We start from the raw sequence: 24480 nt of genomic DNA, 5'->3' as shown, positions 1-24480 counted from the left end.
GTGCCGTTGTTTTGCTGTTGGACCTGTTATGACCAAAGTGAAGGCCCCTTATCACCCAACCGAAGAGTTGTTGCATTGGCTTAGCCATGGTTTTGCCGCACTGTTAAGCCTACTGGGTTGTTTGTTATTACTGCAAAAAAGCCTGCAACAAAATGACTGGCAAGTCACACTGGCTGCGCTGGCGTTTGGTGTCAGCTTGTTTTTATTGTACCTGTGTTCCAGCCTGTACCATGGCAGTAAAAACCCTCGTCACAAAGCCTTTTGGCGCAAGCTGGACCATGCCGCTATTTATCTGTTAATTGCCGGCAGTTACACCCCTTTTACTCTGATCAGCATGCGGGACAGCTGGGGATTCTGGTTGCTGGCTGTGGTCTGGGCTATTGCTTTTGCCGGTATTATTCTGGAGTTTGCCGCCCATCTGAAATTTAAAAAAACCAGCCTGGTGCTTTATCTGCTGATGGGCTGGCTGGCGCTGATTGCGATTAACCCTATGCTGACCCATGTGCCTGCAGCCGGTTTGTGGTGGCTGCTGGCCGGTGGTTTATGTTATTCCTTTGGTGTGATTTTTTATATCTGGCATGCGCTGAAATTCCATCATGTCATCTGGCATCTGTGGGTGGTCGCAGGCAGCGGCTGCCATTTTATTTCGGTATATTATTTTGTGTTGTAACGCCAACATCAGTGAAAAAACAAAACGCCCCAAACCGGGGCGTTTTTTTATATGTTGACAAAACACAACATAGATTAGCAGCGGTTGATATTCAGATAATCCACCGCAGCCTTGGCCCGCACTATACCCCAGCCATACTGGGTGTCCCGGCCTGCCGTGCCTCTGTCTTCAGCTGTCGCATTCAGCGCTGCACGAATTTTCGCCGCGCTGCAGGTGCGGTGCTGACTCCAGACCAGTGCCGCCACCCCAGCCACATGGGGGGATGCCATTGAAGTGCCGCTTAAGCTGCTGTAAGTGCTGTTTTTATAGGTGGAGTTGACACTGACACCTGGACCTGAGATCTCAACCTGGCTGTTGTATTGTGAAAAGCTGGCGCGCACTTTACTGCTGTTGACCGCAGCCACCGACATCACAGCACTATAAGAGGCTGGGTAAGAAAATGCACTGGTACCGGCATTACCGGCTGCAGCCACTAATAACATGCCGCCATTATAAAAATTGGTCATCGCATTATTTTCGGTGGTGCTGGAGCTGCTACCGCCCAAACTCATATTCACCACTGAAGCACCGGCATTTTTACAGCTCTGAATGGCCTGAATAAGGTTAGAGGCTGTGGTCCAGTTGCCTGAGTCGTTAAAAATTTTGACTATATGCAAACCAAGCTTGGCCGAACGGTTTACCCCTACCACACCAATATTGTTCCCGCCAATAGCGGCGATAGTGCCGGCCACATGGGTACCATGGCCGTTACCATCTGTGCTCCAGCTGCCATGACCGCTAAAGGCATAACCTGTAACACCGCTGCTTGGCAAATCCGGGTGACCATAGTTGTACCCTGTGTCAATGACACAGGCTTTGATATTGGACGTCAGTGCATCACTGACCTGAGGCGCCTGCACCATGGTAATGCCATAAGGCACAGATTCTGCCAGTAAATAACGTTTTGGATCTTCCTCGACATAATCCACTGACGGATTATTTTGCAGCGCTGCCAGCTGCTGTGCATTCAGTTTGGCCACGCTGACACCAAAAGCATCCAGATGATTGGCTTCCTGCACCTGGGCCTGACGTAATAACGCCATAGCGCCTTTACGCGAAAACTTCTGTTTGCGTTCACCCGCTGACAAATAGCTGTCAGCCTGAGGACCAAGCGCCTGAATGGTCGAACCGGATTTAAATTTGATCATGTATTGTTTATCGTCACCGCTTAATGGCATAAATTCGTCAGTCTCACTGGCGACAGCTTGTTGCACTGACAGTGCCATCACAGTGGCGGTAAAGAGCAGCGGCAGAACTTTTTGGATTGGTTGCATCATGATAGTGCCTTTAAATAGTTGATTTATTGTTGTTATGTCCGCCACATTTTTTTATGTGACGGGCGAAAATCAAACTAAAGGCATAGGTCAGCGCCTCCAAGTCTCGGGCGCTGATATCTTTCTGACAATTTAATGACAACAAAATGATACTTTAGAAATCAATACATTAGGCAACTTTACATTAGCGCTTTGTCCTTGCTGGCAACAGGCAGACTAAACCAGAACGTCGCACCTTGTTGTTCAACACTCTGAAAGCCAATCTGTCCTTCGTGACTTTCAATGATACGCTTGCAGATAGTTAAACCAAGACCTGTACCCTCTTTGGCTCTGCTATCCGAGGCATCAGCCTGACTGAACTTTTCAAACACTCTGTGCTGAAATGCCGCCGGGATGCCAATACCCTCATCTGTGACAGCCACCTTCACCTGCTTGCCATCACTGGACAACATCACTTCAACCTGACCACCTGGATGAGAAAATTTGATGGCATTGGATAATAAATTATCAAGCACCTGCCTTATTCTGAGCGGATCGGCCATCACCAAATAACGGCCATGCCCGCTCTGTGGTGTTGAGGTATTGTCACCGTCAGGCGGCAGATCGGTTTTAAGCAGCAATGTCACATGGTATTTATCGCTGTAGGTCTTCAGTGCTGTCATGGCTTGTTGTGCCGCGTCTTCTAAATCAAGTTCGGTTAATTGCAGCACAAACTTGCCGGCATCAAACTTCTGCACGTCCAACAAATCATTAATTAAATTTGATAACCGCTCACAATTATTCAGCGCTGTCTGTACCAACAACTGATAAGGTTCAGAGTCGGGTTGCACCACTTTTTGTGCTATTAAACCCACAGCCCCACGTATCGAGGTCAGCGGTGTTCTGAGCTCATGCGACACAGTGGAAATAAATTCATCCTTTAACTTATCAAGCCTGGTTAATTCTTTGTTTGTTTTGGCAATTTCCAGCAAACTTTTTTCCAGCTGTTTGGTTCGGAGTGACAAGGTTAGTGAACTGTCTTCCAGCGCTTTGGTGCGCTCTGCCACTTTGGTTTCCAGGATCAACTGGGCTTTTGCCCTTTCCTGCACCGAATTTTGCAATAACTTATTAATTTGCCGGATATGACGCAACCGGTACTGGTGAAAACCCAGCATCAGCATCAACAGTAAGAATAACAAAGCACCTTGCACAGGCCGGTGTTGCCACCAGGGGGGCTCAACCACCAGCCGCACAGTGGCGCTCTGGTCACTGAATAAACCATGGTTATTGGAGCCTCGCACTTCAAAAAGGTAGTCGCCAGAAGGTAAGTTGGAATAATAAGCACTGTTTTTGCCCGAATGTAATATCCAGTCTTTGTCAAACCCCTTGAGCCGCACCATAAACTGATTACGGCTGACATCATGATAATCAAGGCTGGCAAATACAAACTCAACGCTGTTGTCGGCCGGCGTTAGTTTCACCAGCGGCCACTGCGCAGTATGGGGTTGGGCTGGCAGGCTTTTGTTGTTAACCAACACGTGCGACACCGCAACTTGCGGTACTCTGTCATTGACCCACAAAAGCTCAGGTTCAATCAGGGCCATCCCGCCTATGGTGCCGACCAGCAGCTGACCGCTCTGCTCTTCAAAAATTGATTTAAAAGCAAGTTCTGTCGCCACCATACCGTCCTGGCGGGTGAAAGTGATAAAGCGTTCTGTGCCGACAGGTCTTAAGGTTAATCCCTTCGCCGACAACAACCAGATATTCTGCTTGCTGTCGGTATATGCGCCAACAATATTATCGCTGGGTAAACCATTGCCACTGTGAAAGTGCTGCTGTGTTTTGCTGTCTGGCTGATAAACAATAAGACCTTTTGAGGTGCAAAGCAGCACTGCGCCTGCTGGTCCTGACTCCACACACTGCACATCATCACTTGGCAGTTTCAGCCCGGCTAAACTTTGTTTGATCACTGCACCTGTGTTGGTATCAATCCGCAATAAACCGGAATAACGACTGCCAACCCATAAAATCTTGTCTTTGAGCAGCATCGCCTGCACGGCGTCCCCAACTTTTTGGCGCATTTCCTCTTTCAGGTAAGTCACCACTTTGTCCGATTCGGGATCCCAGGCCAGAACTCCCTCCCCCCAGAGACCAAACCAGAACCGTCCGTCCTGTTCTATCTGTAAATCGCGGATATTCCCGTCACTGCTGCTGGCGAGTGTAAAGGGTGTGGTGATTTTGCGAATGGCGTCCAGCTCTGTGTTGTACAGGTATAAACCCACATCGGTGGCTGCATACAGCTGGCCCTTATTATCTAACCTGATGCTGTTTACCCTGCCACCGGTGGCATACCTTGTTAGATTTTGCTTTTGGCGGTCAATACGATAAAGATGATCTGCGCTACCAAGCCAGATGATATTGTTGTCGGCAAAAACGCTGGTTGCGGTAAAGTCAAACTGGTCGGTAGCTAAGGCGGGCAGCACGTTTTCTAGCGAGGAAAAAGCGGACTTGTTATGCCTTGCAAAGTAGAGCCCGCTCTCCCGCGAACCAAGCCACAGCACGCCTGTTCTGTCTAAAAAAATGCTTCTGACATTGACGTTAGGCAACAACGACTGTTGTTCCCGAAAAGGCACAAACTGCAGTAACTCAGGATCAACCCTGAACATACCGTTATAAGTGCCAACCAATAATTTATTGTCAGCATCAAAACGCAGCACATTAATAATCGGGCTTTGTTGTTCCGGGAAAAACGGAACTTGTTGCAACTTACCTTGCTGTAACCGGAATAATGCATCACGCCCCCCCAGCCACAATTCATTATTGCGCGTAGTTAAAGCTCTAATTTCATTGTCGCGGCTTTGGGGGACGGCGTCAGGATATAACTTTAACGCCTGACTTAACCCTGAACTTTGCTGATAACTGTGTAATCCCTGCGCTGTGCCTATCCAGACAGTACCATCTTCAGTTTGGGCCAAACTCCAGATGCGCTGATTGATCAAAGGCTGTGCTGATGTAGGGCCGCCAATACGGATAATGCTGCCGTCAGGATTAATTTTGTTCAGGCCAAGGGTGGTGCCGACCCAAACAGCGCCGTCTTTATCCTGCATCAGGGTTTGGATATACATACCGGCAAGCGCGTTTTCGGAGCTTTCATCGGCCACAATACGGCGTAACTTTCCACTAACCCCATCAATCCGACTTAGGCCATAACCCCAGGTACCAGCCCAAAGCGTATTGTTATTGTCAATTAATAAAACACCTACATCTTGATTGCCAACCTGCTGGTGTTCGGCTGGGCTTAACAGTGGAAATTCAGTAAAGGTATAACCATCGTATCGGAGCAAACCAGAGTTGGTGGAGGTTAGCCAGATATAACCCTGTTTATCCTGTGCCACACTGTAAATCGTGGCATTTGGCAAGCCGTCGTCGACGCCAATACGCTTAAAGTCGTGATAGCTAAACACACTGTGACTACAAACGGCAGCCCAGCATAAGATCAGTATCCTTAACCAGCCAGCCAGTCGCCGACTCCTCCACCCGCGCTCCAGAACAACCTCCGGCTCCAAATCACTACCTGCACTTGCGCTAACGCCTTCACCTTAGCACAGCAAAGCTCAGTTTACAGCGCAAGCGAATTAATTTCGCCAAAGCGCTTTGCGATGTAGTTGCAATACCCTAAAATCGCCCCCATCTCGATGAGCAATGTCTTGTTATTGTGCTGAATCCACCGGAGTTTTTATGTCAAATCCTCAACATAGCCGTTTAATGATCTTAGGTTCAGGTCCTGCGGGTTACACTGCTGCAGTTTATGCCGCCCGCGCCAACCTGAACCCGGTTCTGATCACCGGCATGCAACAAGGTGGTCAACTGACCACCACGACTGAAGTTGAAAACTGGCCGGGCGACCCGCACGGTTTGACTGGTCCTGCGCTGATGGAGCGGATGCGCGAACACGCAGAAACTTTTAATACGCAAATTGTGTTTGACCATATTCATACCGTTGATCTGAAAAACCGTCCTTTTACCCTGACCGGTGACAATGGTGTATACAGCTGTGATGCGTTAATTATCGCGACCGGTGCTTCTGCCAAATATCTGGGCCTTGAGTCTGAACAGAAATTCAGTGGCCGTGGTGTATCTGCCTGTGCAACCTGTGATGGTTTTTTCTATCGTAACCAAAAGGTTGCCGTAGTTGGTGGTGGTAATACCGCGGTAGAAGAAGCCTTATATCTGTCTAATATTGCGTCTGAAGTACATTTAATTCATCGCCGCGACAGCTTTAAAGCAGAAAAAATTCTGGTTGACCGTTTAAATGCCAAAGTGGCCAGCGGCAATATCGTGCTACACACCCACAGGGAACTGGCCGAAGTGCTGGGTGACGATATGGGCGTGACCGGCGTACGGTTAAGCTCTACTAATGGCCAGCCGGAAGAACAGCTGGCACTACAAGGTGTGTTTATTGCTATTGGCCACAAACCAAACACCGATATTTTTGCCGGTCAGCTGGAAATGAAAAACGGCTATCTGGTGGTGAAAAGTGGTATTGAAGGCAACGCCACCCAAACCAGCATTGAGGGTGTTTTTGCCGCTGGCGATGTGTCTGATCACATTTATCGTCAGGCGATCACTTCTGCCGGTACCGGCTGTATGGCCGCACTGGATGCAGAACGTTACCTTGATGCACAAAGCAAATAATCTGCTGGCTTAAATGCCAATTTATCTGCCGGAATTGCGGGAGGACCCACACTGGTTTCCCCCGCTCTCTGAATCCCTGAGCTACCCTGATGGTTTACTGGCGATGGGGGGGGATTTGTCGCCACAGCGGCTGCTAGCTGCTTATCAGTCGGCTATTTTCCCCTGGTTTGGTGAAGACGAACCCATTTTATGGTGGTCGCCGGCCACTCGGGCTGTCTTTGCGCCACACCAGCTACAACTGAACCGTAGTCTGAAAAAATATCTGAAAAAACAGCAGTATCATTTTAGCTGTAATATGGCGTTTACCGATGTGGTGCGTTTATGTGCAGCGCCGCGGGCAAATCAGCAAGGTACCTGGATAGTGCCGCAGATGCAGAAGGCTTATCTGGCACTGCATCTGGCCGGTGTAGCACAAAGTATTGAAGTATGGCGTGGCAGCGAACTGGTAGGTGGTTTATACGGTCTCACCATAGGTGGATTATTTTGTGGGGAGTCGATGTTTAACCTCGAAGCCAATACCGCCAAACTGGCATTAGTGATGCTACAAAAACAGCTGCAGCGATATAGCGCCGGTTGGATTGATTGTCAGATGCCCAATCCTTTTTTACTGCAACTTGGTGTACAACCGCTGCCACGCGCCGATTATCTGCTGCTGCTAAACCAGCTCAAATATCAACAGGTGCCGACAGAGTTCTGGTTGGCGCAAGCTCTGGAGTTTGAGTTGTGAGCCCACAACAACTGTTATTTGGCTTAACCGCCGAGCACCCCTGCAGTTATTTGCCACAGCAACAGGAGCGACTGGTATTTACTTTGCCAGAGCAGCCGCTCGACACTGACTTATATCAGCAGTTAATGGCTTACAATTTCCGTCGTACCGGCGATCAGCTATACCGGCCTTATTGTCTGCAGTGCCAAGCTTGTCAGGCCAGCCGGGTGCTGGTAAACGAATTTCAACTCAGCACAAGTCAGCGTAAATTGCTGAAAAGAGCTGAAAGAGCGGACTGGCACTGGAAGTTTTGCCCACCAGATACGGTTGCCGCTTATTATCCACTTTACCAGCAGTATATTAGTGAAATACATGCCGATGGTGTGATGTATCCGCCCTCAGAAGAACAGCTAGCTTCTTTATTGCACTGCAGCTGGCTTAATATTTCAGTCATTGAACAATATCAGGGGGCTGAACTGGTTGGCGTGATTTTGTTGGATCCGATGAAGGATGGTTATTCTGCGGTGTACAGTTTTTATAAACCCGACACCGAACTTGCGCTTGGCACTCTCGCCATTCTCGCCACTTTGTTTCATAGTCAGAAACAGCAACTGCCCTTTTTGTATCTGGGCTATTTTATTGCTGACTGTACAAAAATGGCCTACAAAGCGAATTTCAGGCCGCAGCAGCGTTTAATCGCTGGTAAATGGCAGTCTTTTGATTAAAAAGACCTGAGTCGCTTTACTTATCCTTGTGATTTCGGCACAATCTGCACACTTTTTTTTCCGGTTTAAATAATTTTTTCTAAAGGGGCTCGTACGCTGCATGGCGAAAGAAGACGTGATTGAAATGCAAGGCACAATTTTGGATACCTTGCCAAATACAATGTTCCGGGTCGAACTCGAAAATGGTCACGTGGTTATCGCGCACATTTCGGGAAAAATGCGGAAAAACTACATCCGTATTCTGACCGGCGATAAAGTCACTGTAGAAATGACGCCATACGATTTGACCAAAGGCCGTATCGTATTCCGTCAACGTTAAGTTGCATCAGCGGTACAACATAAAATTGCTGTCTGCTGCCAATTGAAACACCTGATAAAACAAAACCCGGCTAAGCCGGGTTTTGTTTTTGGTTAAAAGTTCCATTCAGGCCGGCACTGCGGCATCGCTGTAGTCAAACACCAGCTCGTCACCAACCAAATCTACACGAACATCACCACCCTGAGTTAAACGACCAAACAAAATTTCATTGGCCAGCGGTTTTTTCAGTTGCTCCTGAATGACGCGCCCCATTGGCCTTGCACCCATGGCCTGATCATAACCTTTGTCCGCCAGCCACTGCCTTGCGGCACCACTGAGCTCCAGCGACACTTGTTTTTTGTCCAACTGAACCTGCAAATCACAAACAAATTTATCCACAATTTGCAGAATAATGTCGCGTGACAAATGTTTAAACCAAATGATGCCATCCAGCCGGTTACGAAATTCCGGGCTGAATGTCCGGTTAATTTCCGCCAGAGCGTCGTGGCTGTGATCCTGCTGTTTAAAGCCGATGGTTTTACGCACAGTTTCCTGCACACCTGCGTTGGTCGTCATCACCAGAATCACATTTCTAAAATCTATTTTACGGCCGTTGTTGTCGGTTAAAGTGCCGTGATCCATCACCTGCAGCAGTATGTTGTAAATATCTGAATGCGCCTTTTCAATCTCATCCAACAACACTACAGAATACGGGTGTTTTGACACCGCATCTGTTAACAACCCCCCCTGATCAAAACCGACATAACCCGGCGGCGCACCAATCAGCCGGCTGATGGAATGACGTTCCATATATTCCGACATATCAAAGCGCAGCAGCTCAACCCCCATAATTTTGGCCAGTTGTTTGGTGACTTCAGTTTTGCCTACACCAGTAGGGCCGGCAAACAAAAAGTTGCCGATAGGTTTTTCCTCGTTACCAAGACCTGAGCGTGACAACCGGATGGCCGAGGTCAGCACTTCAATAGGCTCGTTTTGACCAAATACCACCAGTTTTAAGTTCCTGTCGAGATTTGCCAGTACATCTTTATCCGATGCAGAAACCGACTGCTCCGGAATACGCGCCATTTTGGCAATGACATGTTCAATATCAGGCACGTTAATCACTTTTTTGCGTTTTGAAACCGGCAATAACCGCTGACTGGCGCCCGCTTCATCAATAACGTCAATGGCTTTATCGGGCAAATGGCGTTCATTAATGTATTTTGCTGATAACTCGGCGGCGGCACGCAGTGCTTTGTTGGTGTAACGCACACCGTGGTGCTGCTCGTAACGTTCTTTTAAACCAAGCAAAATCTGTGTGGTGTCGTCGACACTGGGCTCAGTAATATCAATTTTCTGGAAACGCCTGACCAGCGCAGTGTCTTTTTCAAAAATGCTTTTAAATTCCTGATAAGTGGTAGAGCCGATGCAACGCAGACGGCCACTGGACAGCAGAGGTTTAATCAGGTTAGACGCATCCATGACGCCACCTGATGCTGCGCCAGCACCAATGACGGTATGAATTTCGTCAATAAAAAGAACCGCATCTTTTTCTTTTTCAATTTCTTTTAACAGCGACTTTAAGCGTTTTTCAAAGTCGCCCCGATACTTGGTGCCTGCCAATAACGCACCCATGTCGAGCGAATAAATAGTGGCGTTGGCAATCACTTCCGGCACCTGGTTTTGCACTATCCGGTAAGCCAGCCCTTCAGCAATGGCTGTTTTACCAACACCGGCCTCACCCACCAATAAAGGATTATTCTTTTTACGCCGGCACAGTACCTGAATAGTACGTTCAAGTTCAGTGTCACGCCCGACTAAAGGGTCTATCTGGCCGTTTTTCGCCAACACATTTAAATTAGCAGTAAAGTTTTCCAGATATTTATTATCTTCAACCCCAACATCACCCACATCATCCTGCTGCTCGTCATTTGGCTCAATTTTATCGGCCTTAATAACGCCGTGAGAAATGTAATTCACAATATCCAGCCGGCTGATATCAATTTTCTTCAGTAAATAAACAGCCTGAGATTCCTGTTCGCTAAAAATTGCAACCAGCACATTGGCGCCTGTGACTTCAGACTTGCCGGACGATTGCACATGAAAAACCGCTCTTTGCAGCACACGTTGAAAACCAAGGGTCGGCTGGGTGTCACGGTCTAAATCACCGTCTGGGATCAGTGGTGTGGTTGAATCGATAAAACTTGATAAATCAACGCGTAGTCTGTCGATATTTGCCCCGCAGGACTTCAGTGCATCACCTGCCGCCGGGTTGTCCAGCAAAGCCAGCAACAAATGTTCAACAGTCATATATTCATGGCGGCGTTCCCTGGCAAAACGAAATGCCAGATTCAGCGTCAACTCAAGATCTTTATTTAACATGCACTGCTCCTAATCCACCTGAGTTACCTACTGAGACATAGGGCTTAAGCCCTTTCCATTGAGCACAACAGCGGATGTTCGTGCTCTTTGGCATAAGTGGTTACCTGTTGCACTTTGGTTTCGGCAATTTCTGCCGTGAATAAACCACATACGGCTTTACCTTCATAATGGACTTTTAACATCACTTCGCTGGCTTTTTCATATTGCATATTAAAAAACCGGGTCAGCACATCTATAACAAAATCCATCGGCGTGTAATCGTCGTTATGTAAAATCACTTTATACATTGGAGGAGGTTCGACCCGTTGCCGGATCAGTTCTGCCAAGCCTTCGTCATGTCCCTGTGTCTGTTTGCTGCCGCTCATAAACTATAGTCACGCCTGGTTAATCCATCAAAGGATATGGAGGTTAATTCAGTGCTTTTCAATAAGGTTTAGTTCGGTAAAAAACTTGACTAGCTGAACAAATTATCTACAGTAACTAATGGAGCTTGAAAAAGCTTTGAAGCTGTCAGCTTAGAATACAGAATTTAGCTAACTAAGAGAAGGAAGTATGTAGTATGGCTACCGGTAAAGTAAAATGGTTCAATAATGCCAAAGGATTTGGGTTTATTCGTGAAGATGGTCGTGACGAAGACATCTTTGCCCATTACTCAACCATTAACATGGACGGCTACCGTACCCTGAAGGCCGGCCAGGATGTGACCTTTGAATTGTCAGAAGGGCCAAAAGGCCTGCATGCTGTGAATATCGCACTGCCGGAAGACGGCAAAACCGAATAACACTGCATCATCGAAGTGACAGGCAGCAGCCATGCAGGGGGACCTGCCTGACACTCATTTCATATCTGTGGTCCGCTCTTTCATTAATGCTCTCTTTTATTACTTCTGCTCTGCTTTTATTGATTTTTGCTTCATGCATAACAAACATATTCAGACCACGGCTGACTGGTAAAAAGAACCTATTGTACAGATGCACCAGGCGACTCAGTATCTGCATCACCTCGTCTGTCTGATCCTTATCCAAGAAGAATTTGTTGTAGAGGAAAAGGTCTGGTAGCGGCAAAAGTTATTAAACAAAGATCAAGGGAAAGCCTGAGCGGTAGAACACTGCCTCTGCAGTTACAGAGATAGGTGTCAACCTTTTTCAGGACGGGGCAGTCACACAGTCAGGTTTATTCAGAACAGTGTAAAGATTGAAAAAAGGGGCTGAATTCAGCCCCTTCTCTATTTATGAACATCACTTTTGTTAGCTCCGCCCCTGGCAGGTAACAAAAGCTGTAGATGTCAGCAGTTAAACTGCAGCAAGCGCTTGATTAAACAGTGCACTTGGACGCATGGCTTTACTTGCCAGGTTGTCATCAGGACGGTAGTAACCGCCAATATCAACCGCTTTACCCTGAACTGTGTTCAGCTCCTGCACAATTTTGGCTTCGTTTTCACTCAGTGTTTTGGCTAAAGGTGCAAAACGTTGTTGTAATGCCACATCAGCAGTCTGTGTTGCCAGCGCTTCTGCCCAGTACAACGCCAGATAAAAATGGCTACCACGGTTATCCAGCTGACCCAGCTTACGGGTTGGCGATTTGTCGTTGTCGAGGAAACGGGCAGTTGCCTGATCCAATGTATCGGCCAGCACTTTGGCACCTTTATTACCTGCAACCTGACTCAAGTGCTCCAGCGACGCAGCTAACGCTAGGAACTCACCTAATGAATCCCAGCGTAAATGGTTTTCTTCAACAAACTGTTCAACGTGTTTAGGCGCAGAACCACCAGCGCCGGTTTCGAACAAACCACCACCGTTCATCAAAGGCACAATTGACAACATCTTGGCGCTGGTACCTAATTCCAGAATTGGGAATAAGTCGGTCAGGTAGTCACGTAACACGTTGCCAGTTACGGAAATAGTATCCAGACCTTGTTTGATGCGCTCCAGACTTACTTTGGTCGCCTGCTCAGGCGTCATGATTTTGATGTCTAATCCTTTGGTGTCATGTTGTGCCAGATAAGTGTTCACCTTTTTAATCAGCTCAGCATCATGGGCACGGGCGGAATCCAGCCAGAAAATCGCCGGTGTATTGCTCAGACGGGCACGGCTCACCGCCAGTTTTACCCAATCCTGAATAGGCGCGTCTTTAGTCTGACACATACGCCAGATATCACCGGCTTCAACCTGATGTGACATCAACACAGCGCCATCGGCATCCACGACATTCACTACACCGGCCGCCGGGATCACAAATGTTTTGTCGTGTGAACCATACTCTTCTGCTTTTTGTGCCATTAAACCAACGTTTGGCACTGAGCCCATAGTACGTGGGTCAAAAGCGCCGTGTTCTTTACAGAAGTTGATGGTTTCCTGGTAAACACCGGCATAACAACGGTCCGGGATCACAAACTTGGTGTCTTTTAACTTACCGTCCGGGCCCCACATCTGACCTGAAGTACGGATAGCTGCAGGCATCGAAGCGTCGATGATCACGTCGCTTGGTACATGCAGGTTGGTAATGCCTTTATCAGAGTTAACCATGGCAAGGGCTGGCTGCGCTGCGTACACTGCAGCAATATCGGCTTCAATTTCCGCGCGTTTTTCAGCCGGTAACTGCTGAATTTTTGCCAGTAAATCACCAAATCCGTTGTTGACATCCACGCCCAGCTCTTTCAGTACAGCAGCGTGTTTTTCAAACACATCAGCAAAAAACACTGTAACCACATGACCAAAAATCACCGGATCTGACACTTTCATCATGGTGGCTTTTAAATGCACAGAAAACAGCACACCCTGCTCTTTTGCTTTTTTAATTTCAGCGGCTAAAAATTCGCGTAACGCTTTGGCGCTCATCACAGAAGCGTCAATCACTTCCAGTGCTGACAGACTGGTTTTTTCTTTGAGGACCTGTACTGAACCATCGGCTTTTTTCAGTTCAATACGCACTGCAGTTGCAGCAGGTACTGTCACTGATTTTTCACTACCGTAAAAATCACCGCCACTCATATGAGCAACGTGAGATAACGAAGTTTTTGCCCAGGCGCCCATAGAGTGTGGGTTTTTACGGGCGTATTGTTTCACCGATAAAGGCGCACGACGGTCTGAGTTACCTTCACGCAGGACCGGGTTTACCGCACTGCCTTTAATTTTGTCATAACGGCCTTTTACGTCTTTCTCTTGGGCAGTCACAGCTTCTTCCGGATAATCCGGCAGCGCATAACCTTTGGCCTGCAGTTCTTTAATGGCCGCTTTTAACTGTGGCACTGAAGCACTGATATTTGGCAGTTTGATAATGTTGGCATCTGGCTGAGTCGCCAGCTGGCCCAGTTCAGCTAATGCATCTGATTGTTGCTGTTCTGGTTTCAGGTAATCCGGGAAAGCGGCAATAATACGGCCCGATAACGAGATATCACGGGTTTCAACCTGCACACCGGCAGCTTTGGCAAAAGTCTGCACTATTGGCAATAAAGAATAAGTGGCAAGAGCTGGTGCTTCGTCTGTTTGGGTATAAATGATTTTTGAAGTGGTCATGTAATTTCCTGGATCTGCAACAAGGGCGCCACCATCTGCCTGGCCTGTGATAAAAAACCACAGCGACAATCAGATCGCAGCCGGAATTGTTGAACAAGTTTATCAGTTTAGCTCCACTGGCCATAACGCCCGGGCGCAGCCACAAGGTTCAAGCCAACAACTTAAAGTGCTGGTTTTAGCTCTGGAACTAACGACAGATTGCTGAGCCTGCACATAGTACAGACTTCAAATCCAGAGAAAAACCTTTCGTGGCCTGACCAGTGATAAAAAAACGACAAAAATCAAAAGTCCGGAGGTATTTTTGCCACAACAGAAAAAAACTACACCAAAACAGCGGCGGCAACGTACTATCTGCATACCTGACTATGGAGACTTGCTCACAGTGACAGATCGTTCCCATTTACACCTGACAGTTGCAGCTGTGGTTTGTTATCAGGACAAATTCCTGCTGGTGGAAGAAATCGACAAACAAAGTGGCAGGCGGGTGCTTAACCAGCCAGCCGGCCATGTTGAAGCCGATGAAGATTTACATAGTGCGGTGTGCCGCGAGCTTTATGAAGAAACGGGCCTCAAGCTCAGCCCTTCCGGCTGGCTTGGTATTTCCCAGCTGCTGGCCGCCAATGGCCATCGTTATGTCAGAACAAACTTTTATTTTGACCTTCACGAACAGCCAAAGCCGCACCAACCACTGGACAAAGATATTCTGGCGCTGCACTGGCTGAGCCAGACTGAGTTGCAAAAGCACCCTTTACCTGTACGCAGTCAGCTGGTGCTTGATGCCATCAACGATTTTCTGCATGGCCCGAAGTTGGCGCTCTCGCTGATCAAAAGCCCGGTCAGTGCTGTGCCAGTTCAGAAATAAAGTGCTATAATCCGCGCCTCTTTTTTGGCGTGAAGTTAAAAGAATGTCGGATAACAGCAGAAAAAAAGTCATTGTGGGTATGTCAGGCGGCGTTGATTCGTCAGTGTCTGCTTATTTACTTCTTCAGCAAGGTTATCAGGTCGAAGGCCTGTTTATGAAGAACTGGGAAGAAGATGACAACGACGAATATTGTGCTGCAGCCGAAGACTTAAAAGACGCGCAGCAAGTGTGCGACACCCTGGGGATAAAACTGCACAAAGTAAATTTTGCAGCTGAATACTGGGACAATGTGTTTGAATATTTTCTGGCTGAATACAAAGCAGGCCGCACCCCCAATCCGGACATTATGTGCAACAAGGAAATTAAGTTTAAAGCTTTCCTTGAGTTTGCCGCCGAAGCGCTGGGCGCAGATTACATTGCCACAGGTCATTATGTACAACGCCGTGAAGTCGACGGTAAGTGGCAGCTATTGCGTGGTTTAGACAATAACAAAGATCAGAGTTATTTCCTGTATACCATTGGCTCAGAACATGTGGCACAGACCTTATTCCCGGTCGGCCATTTAGAGAAACCTATGGTGCGTGCTATTGCTGAACAGCAGGGCCTGGTCACCGCCGCCAAAAAGGACAGCACCGGCATTTGTTTTATCGGTGAGCGTAAATTTAAAGATTTCCTGCAAAAGTACCTGCCCGCTCAGCCTGGCGACATTGTCACTGTCGACGGTGATGTGATTGGCCGCCATGAAGGCCTGATGTATCACACTTTGGGGCAGCGTAAAGGCCTTGGCATTGGCGGTTTAAAAGATGGCGCTGACGAACCTTGGTATGTGGTGGAAAAGGATTTAGTGAACAACCACTTAATTGTTGCCCAGGGGCATGAACACCCCAGTATGTTTGCCAAAGGTTTGATTGCCGACCAGCTGCACTGGGTTGATCGTCAAGGCCCGCAAACTGTTTTGCGCTGTACGGTCAAAACAAGATATCGTCAGCAGGATATCGCCTGTACTTTGACTCCACATCAGGACGGTACTGTCACTGTGGTGTTTGACGAACCACAAAAAGCGGTCACTCCGGGTCAGTCTGCGGTGTTTTATCTGGATGAAGTTTGCCTTGGCGGCGGCATTATCGACAGGGCGGTACGTTAATTATGCAATTTTCTTATACCACCCAAACCTTGGCGCTGGCCGCTTTGTGTCAATGCATCCGCTTAGTACAGCAGGTTGCCCGCGGCGAAAATACGGAAGCTTCCGAACTCGCTATTGCGCTGCAAAGTGTCGCTGTCCTGAACGCTGACGAACCTATTGATATTTACGGTGGCAAGCTGGGTCATTTAAGCCAGGGTTATCATATAGTGTTGTCGCAGCTTGGCGACAACCCACAAAAAGATCTGGAACTGACCCGTTATGCCATGGCGGTGTTAGCACTGGAACGCAAAATGAGCAAAAATCCGCAGGCTTTGCAGGCCGTTGGTAAACGTATTGAACGTTTAAATCAGCAGCTGCAGCATTTTCAGATCACCGACGACACTATCATTGCCAGCATAGCGGACATCTATGTTGAGCATATAAGCCCACTGGGCAACCGTATCCAGATTGCCGGTAAACCTGCCGAGCTGAAACAAAGCACAGTACAGAATAAAATCCGTGCTTTATTACTGTGCGCTATTCGCGCAGCGGTATTGTGGCGTCAGGCCGGTGGTCGTCGTTATCATTTTATTCTGCAGCGCAAAACCCTGCTGCAGGAAGCCAAAACTGTTTTACAACAATTAGCGCAAGCATAGGAGTTTCCATGGAACTGAACGCATTAACAGCCATCTCCCCTGTTGATGGCCGTTATGGCAGCAGAACTGATGAACTGAGAGATATTTTCAGTGAATTTGGTTTGATCAAATACCGTGTTACCGTCGAAGTACGCTGGTTACAACAGATGGCCGGTATTGCAGGCATTGCCGAGGTTCCAGCGCTCAGTGCAGCGGCCAATCAATTGTTAAACAACATTGTCGACAATTTCAGCCTGGCCGATGCACAAAGGGTAAAAGAAATTGAACGTACCACCAACCACGATGTAAAAGCGGTTGAATATTTATTAAAAGAAAAAGTCGCGGAGCTGCCAGAGCTGGCTGCTGTCAGTGAGTTTATTCACTTTGCCTGTACTTCTGAAGATATCAATAACCTGTCGCACGGTTTGATGTTAAAAACCGCCCGTGATCAGGTACTGCTGCCTCTGTGTGATCAGCTGTTAGCCGCGTTAAAAGACATGGCAGTACGTTACAAAGCAGTGCCGATGATGGCACGCACCCATGGCCAGCCAGCCTCCCCTACCACTTTGGGTAAAGAAATGGCCAACGTTTATATCCGCTTACAGCGCCAGCGTGAACAAATTGCCAATGTACAGATGCTGGGGAAATTTAATGGTGCTGTTGGCAACTACAACGCCCATTTATCCGCTTACCCTGATTTAAACTGGCACCAGATCTCTGAGCAGTTTGTCACCAGCCTGGGTTTAACCTGGAACCCTTTCACCACACAAATTGAGCCGCATGATTACATTGCCGAGCTGTTTGATGCCATCGCCCGTTTTAACACTATTCTGATTGATTTTGACCGTGACGTTTGGGGTTACATTGCGTTAGGCCACTTTAAACAGCGCACTATTGCCGGCGAGATTGGTTCATCCACCATGCCACATAAAGTCAATCCAATTGACTTTGAAAACTCGGAAGGCAACCTTGGCCTTGCCAACGCTATTTTCCAGCATCTGGCCAGCAAATTACCAATTTCACGCTGGCAGCGTGATTTAACCGACTCTACGGTGCTGCGCAACCTTGGCATTGGTTTTGGCTATACCTTAATTGCTTACCACGCCACACTCAAAGGCATCAGCAAGCTGGAAGTCAGTGAAACCAACCTGTTACAGGAACTGGATCAGAACTGGGAATTACTGGCAGAGCCGGTGCAAACTGTGATGCGCCGTTATGGTGTGGAAAAACCATACGAAAAATTAAAAGAGCTGACCCGCGGTAAACGTATTACACCAGCCGATTTACACCGTTTTATCGACGCGCTGGACGTGCCTGAACACGCCAAAGCCCAGATGAAACAGTTTACGCCGGATAACTATATAGGTGCAGCTATCGCCCTGGTCGATACGCTAAACTAAGCTTAACCACTGAGCTTGTGAAGCAACCGGCGGCACCTGATGCTACCGGCATAACACAGCGGCTGACTTCAGCCTGCAGCACCGCCGGTTTTACCGGCGGTGCCTTTTTCTGACGAAGGAATTCAGATATGTACACTTTAAATCTGCACGATGTAACCATTGAGCGTTTTCTGGCCGAATTCTGGCAAAAAAAGCCATTGCTGATTAAACAGGGTTTTACCAACTTTGCCGATCCCATCAGTCCGGATGAACTGGCCGGTCTGGCCGGTGAAGAAGAAATTGAATCCCGTATTGTCAGTAACGCCAGCGGGGATTGGCAGCTGGAAACCGGTCCTTTTGACGATTTCAGCAGTTTTGGTGAACAAAACTGGACCTTGCTGGTGCAGGCCGTAGATCACTGGCATCCTGAATCGGCCGCGCTGATTGAGCCCTTCCGTTTTATCCCCAACTGGCGGATTGACGACTTAATGATTTCATTTTCGACCCCGGGTGGTGGTGTTGGCCCTCATTTGGATCAATACGATGTATTTATTATTCAGGGCATGGGTAAAAGACACTGGCGAGTTGGCATGCCAGACAACAGCCTGCAACAACATTGCCCACATCCGCGCTTGTTACAGGTAACTCCTTTTACCGACTGTATTGATGTGATCACCGAGCCTGGTGATATTTTATATATTCCACCAGGATGCCCGCATGACGGTATTTCGGTAGATGCCAGTCTGAGTTATTCCGTTGGTTTTCGTGCCCCGGCTCAAAAAGATTTAGTCACGGGCCTGGCTGATTTTCTGATTGAAAATGAAATCAACGGTGACCGTTTTACCGATCCGGACCGCACGGCGACCAACGCAGTCGGCGAAATCAGCGCCAGGGATCTTGCGAAGGTGAAAAACCTACTGCAACAAATGATTGATGAACCTGAATTACTGGCGCGTTATTTTGGCAGTTATATCACCCATGCCAAACACGAACTGGATGCCACAGAACCGGATCCACATTACCAGGCCGATGAAATTGCTGAATATTTGCAGGAAGGTTCGGTACTGGCCCGCCTGGGCGGTTTACGTTGTTGTTATATTCAGCCAAGCCCTAACGACGACATTCTGCTTTTTATCAATGGCAATACCATCAACTTGCCGGCGACAGAATTGTCGACAGTTAAGCAACTTTGTGAACAAGTGCAACTGGATCAGGCAACAGCGGCCAGCTTTGCCGAAGACCCGTCAAAACTGCAATTGTTAACCATGCTGATCAATCTGGGTTATTGGTATTTTATTGAATAAACCCATAGCGGAACAGTCTCAAAAAGCCACTTTTTCCAGTGGCTTTTTTTCTTTCAACTAGGGTACTTTTGCTAAAACAGGGCTAACCCCAGAGATTTTCACTCTCAAACAGGTCATACAACGAATGGGCACGGCTAATCAGAAGCTGTATATAATCGGCTGTTGTTTGGTCCTGCACACCGGCATTCATCAGCTGTTGAGCTTTCATTTGCCAGCGCAGCGAGAAAGCCCTGAGAGCCTCTCTGGCATCAATGGCACCGCTGGCTTCAAGGTAGTCTGTTGGTAAGTCACCGGAAATAGCCCAGTAACCTTGGCGATTCAGTGCATTAATTTTCCACACTGCAACATAAGGCGGCAGATAACGGGATTCCTGCACAGCAACATTGTCCATCACTATGCCCTGCTCAGCCAGATGCAAATTTGCTTTTTGAAATTGCTGTCGCACCCATTCATTGATTTGGTCTTCTGTGAAGGCCTGAGGTTGCTGCTGATTGTTTGATGTCATGCTAATTCTCTTCACTACAACTAAAAAATGCACTCTAAGTCAGGGCAGGCTTTTTGACAAGCAGCAAGATAAATTGTCGACAATCCACTGGACTGACCAGACATTATTTTTTGGGATTGATGGCGAAAACCGGTCTGAAGTGGTACATTCCGCCGCGAAAAAACCGGTCCCCTGCCAGGCTGCAGTTTAACCCTGCGCCTGCTGATAACAACGGAGAATAAGACGTGGCAGTATTTAACCACCCAGAATTTGACAACCATGAACAAGTTGTATTTTGCAGCGATAAAGAAACCGGCTTAAAAGCCATTATCGCCGTCCACAGCACCAAACTCGGCCCGGCGGTTGGCGGTTGCCGGCTGTGGGACTACGTTGCTGACGAAGATGCGCTGGTTGACGTGTTAAGGTTATCCCGCGGTATGACTTATAAAAACGCCATGGCAGGTTTACCGCTGGGCGGTGGCAAGTCGGTCATCATCGGCAACGCCAAAACCATTAAGTCAGAAGCTTTATTCCGCAAGTTTGGTAAGTTTGTGCACGGTTTAAGCGGCAGTTATGTGAGTGCCGAAGATGTAAACATTACCACGGCCGACATTTCTATTGTCAATAAAGAAACCCCTTATGTTGCAGGTCTGGAAGGTAAAAGCGGTAACCCTGCACCATTTACTGCTCTTGGCACTTATCAGGGTTTAAAAGCAGCAGCCAAACACAAATTTGGCAATGATTCGTTAAAGGGCTTAACTGTTGCAGTACAAGGTCTTGGCAGTGTTGGTTTTTATTTGTGTGAATACCTGCACAAAGAAGGCGCAAAACTGATTGTGACCGATATCAATCAGGACGCAGTCAGCCGTGCCGTCGCTCAGTTTAATGCCACTGCTGTTGGCCTCGATGAAATCTATAGCCAGCCATGTGACATTTATGCACCTTGTGCCTTAGGTGCCACTATCAATGACCACACAATTGAACAATTCAAATGTAAAGTCATTGCCGGTTGTGCCAACAACCAGCTCAAAGAGGCCCGCCATGGTGAATTGTTACGACAAAAAGGCATTTTATATGCCCCGGATTATGTGATTAACGCCGGTGGCATTATTAACGTATCTTTTGAAATGCGCCCTGAAGGTTACAGTGAGTCTGAGTCAACGGCCAAAGTGATGGAGATTTACCATACACTGCTGAATATCTTCCAGCGAGCTGACACCGAGCAACAACCCACTAACGCTATTGCCGATTTAATGGCGCAGGAAATTATTGCCCGCGGCCGGAAATAATCAGTACCGGACACACCAGATAGTGTGGTGTTGGCTATTCTTTCTGTAAAAAACCGCCTGAAGGCGGTTTTTTAATTCCCGAAAAGCTGTACACTGAATAGGCAATATTTGTTTTATCAACCAAACAGATAACTAACAACAACATTTGCATTAAATTTGCAAAACCTGCTGTTCATGCGGTTTTGCTTGAATAACAACTTCAGGGATGACCTTAATGAAACATTTCCCAGGGCTTAGTGTAATAAGCCTACTGCTTGCAATTTTTGTTCAACCTTCATTACAAGCTTCTGAACTTGCTGGAAAATTTGGCAAGATGCCTTTGGTCCAGGATGTGTCGATATCGCCCGATGGCGAAACACTGGCAGGCACTTTTCATATTGAAGGCAAAGCCGTTGTGATGACTGCCCCCTTTGGTCAGCATGAAACCACAGCACTGGTCAGTTTAAAATCAAGCTCAGACCGGATTGAATCGGTGGACTGGGTGAACAATAAAAGATTATTAATTAACGCCAGCCGAGCTAAATATATTGCCGGCCGCTTTTATCGTATCCATACCATGTATGCAGTAAATAGTGACGGTTCAGATTTGCTCGAAATCAGAAATCAGGCGACTTATAAAAAAGCAGAAGACAGCAGAGTTGCAGGCTTGCAAAGTACTTATCTGCTGAACGATTTAGCCGAAGACGATGATCATGTGTTAGTGCGGGCTTATGACGAACGCGACCGGGGTTATGCGGTATTCAAGGTCAACGTTTATGACAGTAAATTCAGTAAAGTTGAAAGTGCTGCCGGTGACCGCTCCGGTTTTGTATCAGATCGCAAAGGTAATGTTGTTTTTTCTACAGTGCTTGATAAGCAGTTGCTCAGTGTCGAGTTTAAAAAAGCTCCGGATCAACCATGGCAGAAATTAAAAACCATTGATCTAACTGGCGATATCGACTTCTTCCCTGTGGGTTTATCTGCTGACGGTAAATCTGTGCTGGTGAACACCGACTATAAAAATAATTTTAACCATCTGGCTTATTTTGATTTAGCGACAGGTGAAATCAGCGCCCCGGTGTATCAGGTTGAAGGCCATGATATCAATGTAACCTACAGCAAAGCCGGTAAACTGATTGGTTATGGTTTTACCAAAGATTTTTATGAACAGGTGTTTATTGATCGGGAGCAACATCAACATAATCAACAAATTAAAGCGCTGATGCCCGACCGGCATTCTTACATCACCAGCTACAGCGATGATGGCAAACGTGTGGTGATTTACAGTGTCAAAGACAATCAGCCTGGTCGTTTTCTGACACTGGACTTTAATACTAAGAAAGCAGCCTTTTGGTTTAGTCAGTATCCGCATCTGGAAAAAACGGCTTTACCTTCGGTCACCTCTATTGCATTTACCAGCAGGGACGGCTTGCCATTGCAGGGTTACCTGACAGTGCCCCTGCAAAAAGACAAAGCGGCACCTGTCATTCTATTCCCGCACGGTGGCCCCATTTCCCGTGACAGCAAAAACTTTGACCCTTTTGTGCAGTTCTTCAGTGCTATGGGTTACGCCGTGCTGCAGGTTAATTTCCGTGGTTCAGCCGGATTTGGTACTCAGTTTGAAACTGCCGGTTACCGGCAATGGGGCCAAAAAATGCAGGATGATCTGATGGATGCACTTGCTGCCGTGAGTGCCAATCCGGATCTGGACACCAAACGCAGTTGTATTGTCGGTGCCAGTTATGGTGGTTATGCCGCCTTGGTTGCCAGCTTTCGCGACAGCGACAAATTTCAGTGTTTTGTCTCCATCTCCGGCATTTCTGACTTAACAGCCATGCTCAGATCAGACGGAGCCAACAACGACACCAGAAAAGCCATTCAGGCGACCACTATCGGCGATTATGAAAATAACGCAAAAACACTGGATGCAGTGTCGGCTATACATCATCTGGATAAAATCAAAAAGCCACTGTTGTTGATCCATGGTGTAAAAGATACCCGAGTGCCATATAAACAGTCAGCAGAGCTTTATAGTGCCTTAAAAGCGAAAAATGTCCCGGTCAGTTATCTGGAGCAGGAAGACGGTACGCACTTTTTTGATACCGAACAAGAACGTACCGAAGCTTTTGCTCAAATGGAGACTTTCTTAAAACGTTATTTACCGCTGTAAATTTACGGCTTGAAGTGAAAACACAAACCAAGTTTTATCCATAAAAAAACGCAGCTTACAGGCTGCGTTTTTTATGGTTACGATGCGACAATACTCTAGCTGTTGTCCGCTAAAACAGCGACAGATCAAGCTTTAGTTTCTTTATGCTGCTGGCTTTGAGTTTCTTTGTACCAGCTGACCCAACCTTTGGTGATGGCATATACATAATAACTGCTGATCTCGGCGGTCAGTTTGGCGAATAAATCAAAATTCGATAAGTTCACCGTCAGTAAGCAAGCAGTACCACAATTGACAGGTTTAAAAGTTGAACTGGGTGCCGACAATACAATGGCATTTAACTGATATTGCTCGGCCAGACGCTTGACTCTGAACGCATGGTAATCACTGCTGACAAAAATATAAGGGATGTTTTTATCCAACCGGTTATTTAACTGATAAAACTCATGATAAGTAGTGGCGCCACCGTGAAAACAATCCAGCTCTACCTGGGTTTTTAGTTGTTTCTGTAAATAATCCAGATAGGGTTGACAATATAATGTGGTGATATGAACTGTTGTTGTCGCAGGGCTATTTTCTAAAACTTGCGCAAGCTGGTCCAGCCGGCTTTTGGCACAATCCGGCAAATTTGTTTCACTGCCACCACAACCTAACACTACATAGTTTCCTTGAAAGCCAGGCGCTATTTCTGTGGCACTGATGTTGTTGTAATACCATTCGCGCACCTGATTGCCAAGGTAACCATTGCCAAAAGCATAAAACCATAACAGCAACAGCCAAAGCCCCTTTTTACGATATCTGACAGCTGCAAACACCAGCCCCCACAAAAATACATTGTGGGGATATAAAAAGGGCTCAATTAAATCTTTCACAGCATACTCCTTAAACTGCCCGCCGAGGTGCAATGATGACAGCTCATTTGTTCTGACGCCAGCGACAATAAAAATACCAGAGCCAACTATTTTTGTATTGCCC

20 protein-coding genes are annotated in these 24480 nt (G+C 47.3%); 13 read left to right on the top strand and 7 right to left on the bottom strand.

The genetic code is table 11. From position 1 onward, the window contains the following. The first annotated feature begins 28 nt into the window (after nucleotides 1-28). Nucleotides 29-670, top strand: a complete 642-nt coding sequence (trhA, locus tag V7P87_RS05420) for a PAQR family membrane homeostasis protein TrhA (protein ID WP_333796516.1) — start codon at nucleotides 29-31, stop codon at nucleotides 668-670. 74 nt (nucleotides 671-744) lie between these two features. Here trhA and V7P87_RS05415 read toward each other — a convergent pair whose 3' ends face one another. Together V7P87_RS05415 and V7P87_RS05410 are read right to left on the bottom strand one after the other, a co-directional pair. Further along, entirely contained in the window at nucleotides 745-1986 is a 1242-nt protein-coding gene (locus V7P87_RS05415; protein WP_333796515.1) for a S8 family peptidase, read from the bottom strand. 176 nt (nucleotides 1987-2162) lie between these two features. Continuing rightward, nucleotides 2163-5426 carry a two-component regulator propeller domain-containing protein gene (locus V7P87_RS05410; RefSeq protein ID WP_333796514.1) on the bottom strand — a complete coding sequence of 1088 codons (3264 nt, stop codon included), beginning with the start codon at nucleotides 5424-5426 and terminating at the stop codon, nucleotides 2163-2165. A gap of 274 nt (nucleotides 5427-5700) precedes the next feature. Between V7P87_RS05410 and trxB the strand changes: the two genes are divergently transcribed. The 4 genes from trxB (at nucleotide 5701) to infA (ending at nucleotide 8407) form a co-directional block, all read left to right on the top strand. After that, nucleotides 5701-6657 carry a thioredoxin-disulfide reductase gene (gene trxB, locus V7P87_RS05405; protein WP_333796513.1) on the top strand — a complete coding sequence of 319 codons (957 nt, stop codon included), beginning with the start codon at nucleotides 5701-5703 and terminating at the stop codon, nucleotides 6655-6657. 13 nt (nucleotides 6658-6670) lie between these two features. Next, nucleotides 6671-7384 (top strand): leucyl/phenylalanyl-tRNA--protein transferase, encoded by a 714-nt coding sequence (gene aat, locus V7P87_RS05400; protein ID WP_333796512.1) that lies wholly within the window; start codon nucleotides 6671-6673, stop codon nucleotides 7382-7384. Then, nucleotides 7381-8088, top strand: coding sequence for an arginyltransferase (locus tag V7P87_RS05395; RefSeq protein WP_333796511.1), 708 nt, complete (start codon nucleotides 7381-7383; stop codon nucleotides 8086-8088). Before aat ends, V7P87_RS05395 begins: the two co-directional genes overlap by 4 nt. A 100-nt stretch (nucleotides 8089-8188) precedes the next feature. After that, the gene (gene infA, locus V7P87_RS05390; protein WP_260656782.1) at nucleotides 8189-8407 is read left to right on the top strand and encodes a translation initiation factor IF-1; all 219 of its coding nucleotides are present in this window, start codon (nucleotides 8189-8191) and stop codon (nucleotides 8405-8407) included. 105 nt (nucleotides 8408-8512) lie between these two features. On the opposite strand, the gene clpA is transcribed toward infA, so the two are convergent. Both clpA and clpS read right to left on the bottom strand, forming a co-directional pair. Continuing rightward, the gene (gene clpA / locus V7P87_RS05385) at nucleotides 8513-10768 is read right to left on the bottom strand and encodes an ATP-dependent Clp protease ATP-binding subunit ClpA (RefSeq protein ID WP_333796510.1); all 2256 of its coding nucleotides are present in this window, start codon (nucleotides 10766-10768) and stop codon (nucleotides 8513-8515) included. A gap of 44 nt (nucleotides 10769-10812) precedes the next feature. After that, the gene (clpS, locus tag V7P87_RS05380) at nucleotides 10813-11133 is read right to left on the bottom strand and encodes an ATP-dependent Clp protease adapter ClpS (RefSeq protein ID WP_296299505.1); all 321 of its coding nucleotides are present in this window, start codon (nucleotides 11131-11133) and stop codon (nucleotides 10813-10815) included. A 194-nt stretch (nucleotides 11134-11327) separates the two neighbouring features. Here clpS and cspD point away from each other — a divergent pair, with 194 nt between their 5' ends. Further along, nucleotides 11328-11549, top strand: a complete 222-nt coding sequence (gene cspD, locus V7P87_RS05375; RefSeq protein ID WP_260656779.1) for a cold shock domain-containing protein CspD — start codon at nucleotides 11328-11330, stop codon at nucleotides 11547-11549. Between the two features lie 511 nt (nucleotides 11550-12060). On the opposite strand, the gene V7P87_RS05370 is transcribed toward cspD, so the two are convergent. Continuing rightward, on the bottom strand, nucleotides 12061-14283 hold the full coding sequence (locus tag V7P87_RS05370; protein ID WP_333796509.1) for an NADP-dependent isocitrate dehydrogenase: 2223 nt from the start codon (nucleotides 14281-14283) through the stop codon (nucleotides 12061-12063). Between the two features lie 382 nt (nucleotides 14284-14665). On the opposite strand from V7P87_RS05370, the gene V7P87_RS05365 reads away from it, so the two are divergent. The 5 genes from V7P87_RS05365 (at nucleotide 14666) to V7P87_RS05345 (ending at nucleotide 19586) form a co-directional block, all read left to right on the top strand. After that, a complete protein-coding gene (locus tag V7P87_RS05365; protein WP_333796508.1) occupies nucleotides 14666-15145 on the top strand; it encodes an NUDIX domain-containing protein in 480 nt (159 codons plus the stop codon). 43 nt (nucleotides 15146-15188) lie between these two features. Further along, on the top strand, nucleotides 15189-16289 hold the full coding sequence (gene mnmA / locus V7P87_RS05360; protein WP_333796507.1) for a tRNA 2-thiouridine(34) synthase MnmA: 1101 nt from the start codon (nucleotides 15189-15191) through the stop codon (nucleotides 16287-16289). A 2-nt stretch (nucleotides 16290-16291) separates the two neighbouring features. Beyond that, nucleotides 16292-16924, top strand: a complete 633-nt coding sequence (gene hflD / locus V7P87_RS05355; protein WP_333796506.1) for a high frequency lysogenization protein HflD — start codon at nucleotides 16292-16294, stop codon at nucleotides 16922-16924. 8 nt (nucleotides 16925-16932) lie between these two features. Continuing rightward, the gene (gene purB, locus V7P87_RS05350) at nucleotides 16933-18303 is read left to right on the top strand and encodes an adenylosuccinate lyase (RefSeq protein ID WP_333796505.1); all 1371 of its coding nucleotides are present in this window, start codon (nucleotides 16933-16935) and stop codon (nucleotides 18301-18303) included. Nucleotides 18304-18431: 128 nt separating this feature from the next. Further along, complete coding sequence (locus V7P87_RS05345) at nucleotides 18432-19586, top strand: ribosomal protein uL16 3-hydroxylase (protein WP_333796504.1); 1155 nt, start codon at nucleotides 18432-18434, stop codon at nucleotides 19584-19586. A gap of 82 nt (nucleotides 19587-19668) precedes the next feature. Here V7P87_RS05345 and V7P87_RS05340 read toward each other — a convergent pair whose 3' ends face one another. After that, nucleotides 19669-20091: a DUF4826 family protein gene (locus V7P87_RS05340; RefSeq protein ID WP_333796503.1), complete on the bottom strand. Its 423-nt coding sequence runs from the start codon at nucleotides 20089-20091 to the stop codon at nucleotides 19669-19671. Nucleotides 20092-20315: 224 nt separating this feature from the next. Here V7P87_RS05340 and V7P87_RS05335 point away from each other — a divergent pair, with 224 nt between their 5' ends. Both V7P87_RS05335 and V7P87_RS05330 read left to right on the top strand, forming a co-directional pair. Next, complete coding sequence (locus V7P87_RS05335; RefSeq protein ID WP_333796502.1) at nucleotides 20316-21359, top strand: Leu/Phe/Val dehydrogenase; 1044 nt, start codon at nucleotides 20316-20318, stop codon at nucleotides 21357-21359. A 313-nt stretch (nucleotides 21360-21672) separates the two neighbouring features. Then, nucleotides 21673-23508 carry an alpha/beta hydrolase family protein gene (locus tag V7P87_RS05330; protein WP_333796501.1) on the top strand — a complete coding sequence of 612 codons (1836 nt, stop codon included), beginning with the start codon at nucleotides 21673-21675 and terminating at the stop codon, nucleotides 23506-23508. 125 nt (nucleotides 23509-23633) lie between these two features. On the opposite strand, the gene V7P87_RS05325 is transcribed toward V7P87_RS05330, so the two are convergent. Continuing rightward, nucleotides 23634-24377: a hypothetical protein gene (locus tag V7P87_RS05325; protein WP_333796500.1), complete on the bottom strand. Its 744-nt coding sequence runs from the start codon at nucleotides 24375-24377 to the stop codon at nucleotides 23634-23636. Nucleotides 24378-24480 lie beyond the last annotated feature (103 nt).

Source organism: Rheinheimera sp. (assembly GCF_036782235.1).
GTDB lineage: Bacteria > Pseudomonadota > Gammaproteobacteria > Enterobacterales > Alteromonadaceae > Pararheinheimera.
The sequence above is the reverse complement of the archived record's forward strand: the minus strand, read 5'-3'. Positions and strand labels throughout refer to the sequence as shown.

Coding starts and splice junctions, on each gene's coding strand:
- trhA (WP_333796516.1), top strand. CDS start 29: ATGACCAAAGTGAAGGCCCCTTATCACCCAACCGAAGAGTTGTTGCAT.
- V7P87_RS05415 (WP_333796515.1), bottom strand. CDS start 1,986: ATGATGCAACCAATCCAAAAAGTTCTGCCGCTGCTCTTTACCGCCACT.
- trxB (WP_333796513.1), top strand. CDS start 5,701: ATGTCAAATCCTCAACATAGCCGTTTAATGATCTTAGGTTCAGGTCCT.
- aat (WP_333796512.1), top strand. CDS start 6,671: ATGCCAATTTATCTGCCGGAATTGCGGGAGGACCCACACTGGTTTCCC.
- infA (WP_260656782.1), top strand. CDS start 8,189: ATGGCGAAAGAAGACGTGATTGAAATGCAAGGCACAATTTTGGATACC.
- clpA (WP_333796510.1), bottom strand. CDS start 10,768: ATGTTAAATAAAGATCTTGAGTTGACGCTGAATCTGGCATTTCGTTTT.
- clpS (WP_296299505.1), bottom strand. CDS start 11,133: ATGAGCGGCAGCAAACAGACACAGGGACATGACGAAGGCTTGGCAGAA.
- cspD (WP_260656779.1), top strand. CDS start 11,328: ATGGCTACCGGTAAAGTAAAATGGTTCAATAATGCCAAAGGATTTGGG.
- V7P87_RS05370 (WP_333796509.1), bottom strand. CDS start 14,283: ATGACCACTTCAAAAATCATTTATACCCAAACAGACGAAGCACCAGCT.
- mnmA (WP_333796507.1), top strand. CDS start 15,189: ATGTCGGATAACAGCAGAAAAAAAGTCATTGTGGGTATGTCAGGCGGC.
- hflD (WP_333796506.1), top strand. CDS start 16,292: ATGCAATTTTCTTATACCACCCAAACCTTGGCGCTGGCCGCTTTGTGT.
- purB (WP_333796505.1), top strand. CDS start 16,933: ATGGAACTGAACGCATTAACAGCCATCTCCCCTGTTGATGGCCGTTAT.
- V7P87_RS05345 (WP_333796504.1), top strand. CDS start 18,432: ATGTACACTTTAAATCTGCACGATGTAACCATTGAGCGTTTTCTGGCC.
- V7P87_RS05340 (WP_333796503.1), bottom strand. CDS start 20,091: ATGACATCAAACAATCAGCAGCAACCTCAGGCCTTCACAGAAGACCAA.
- V7P87_RS05330 (WP_333796501.1), top strand. CDS start 21,673: ATGCCTTTGGTCCAGGATGTGTCGATATCGCCCGATGGCGAAACACTG.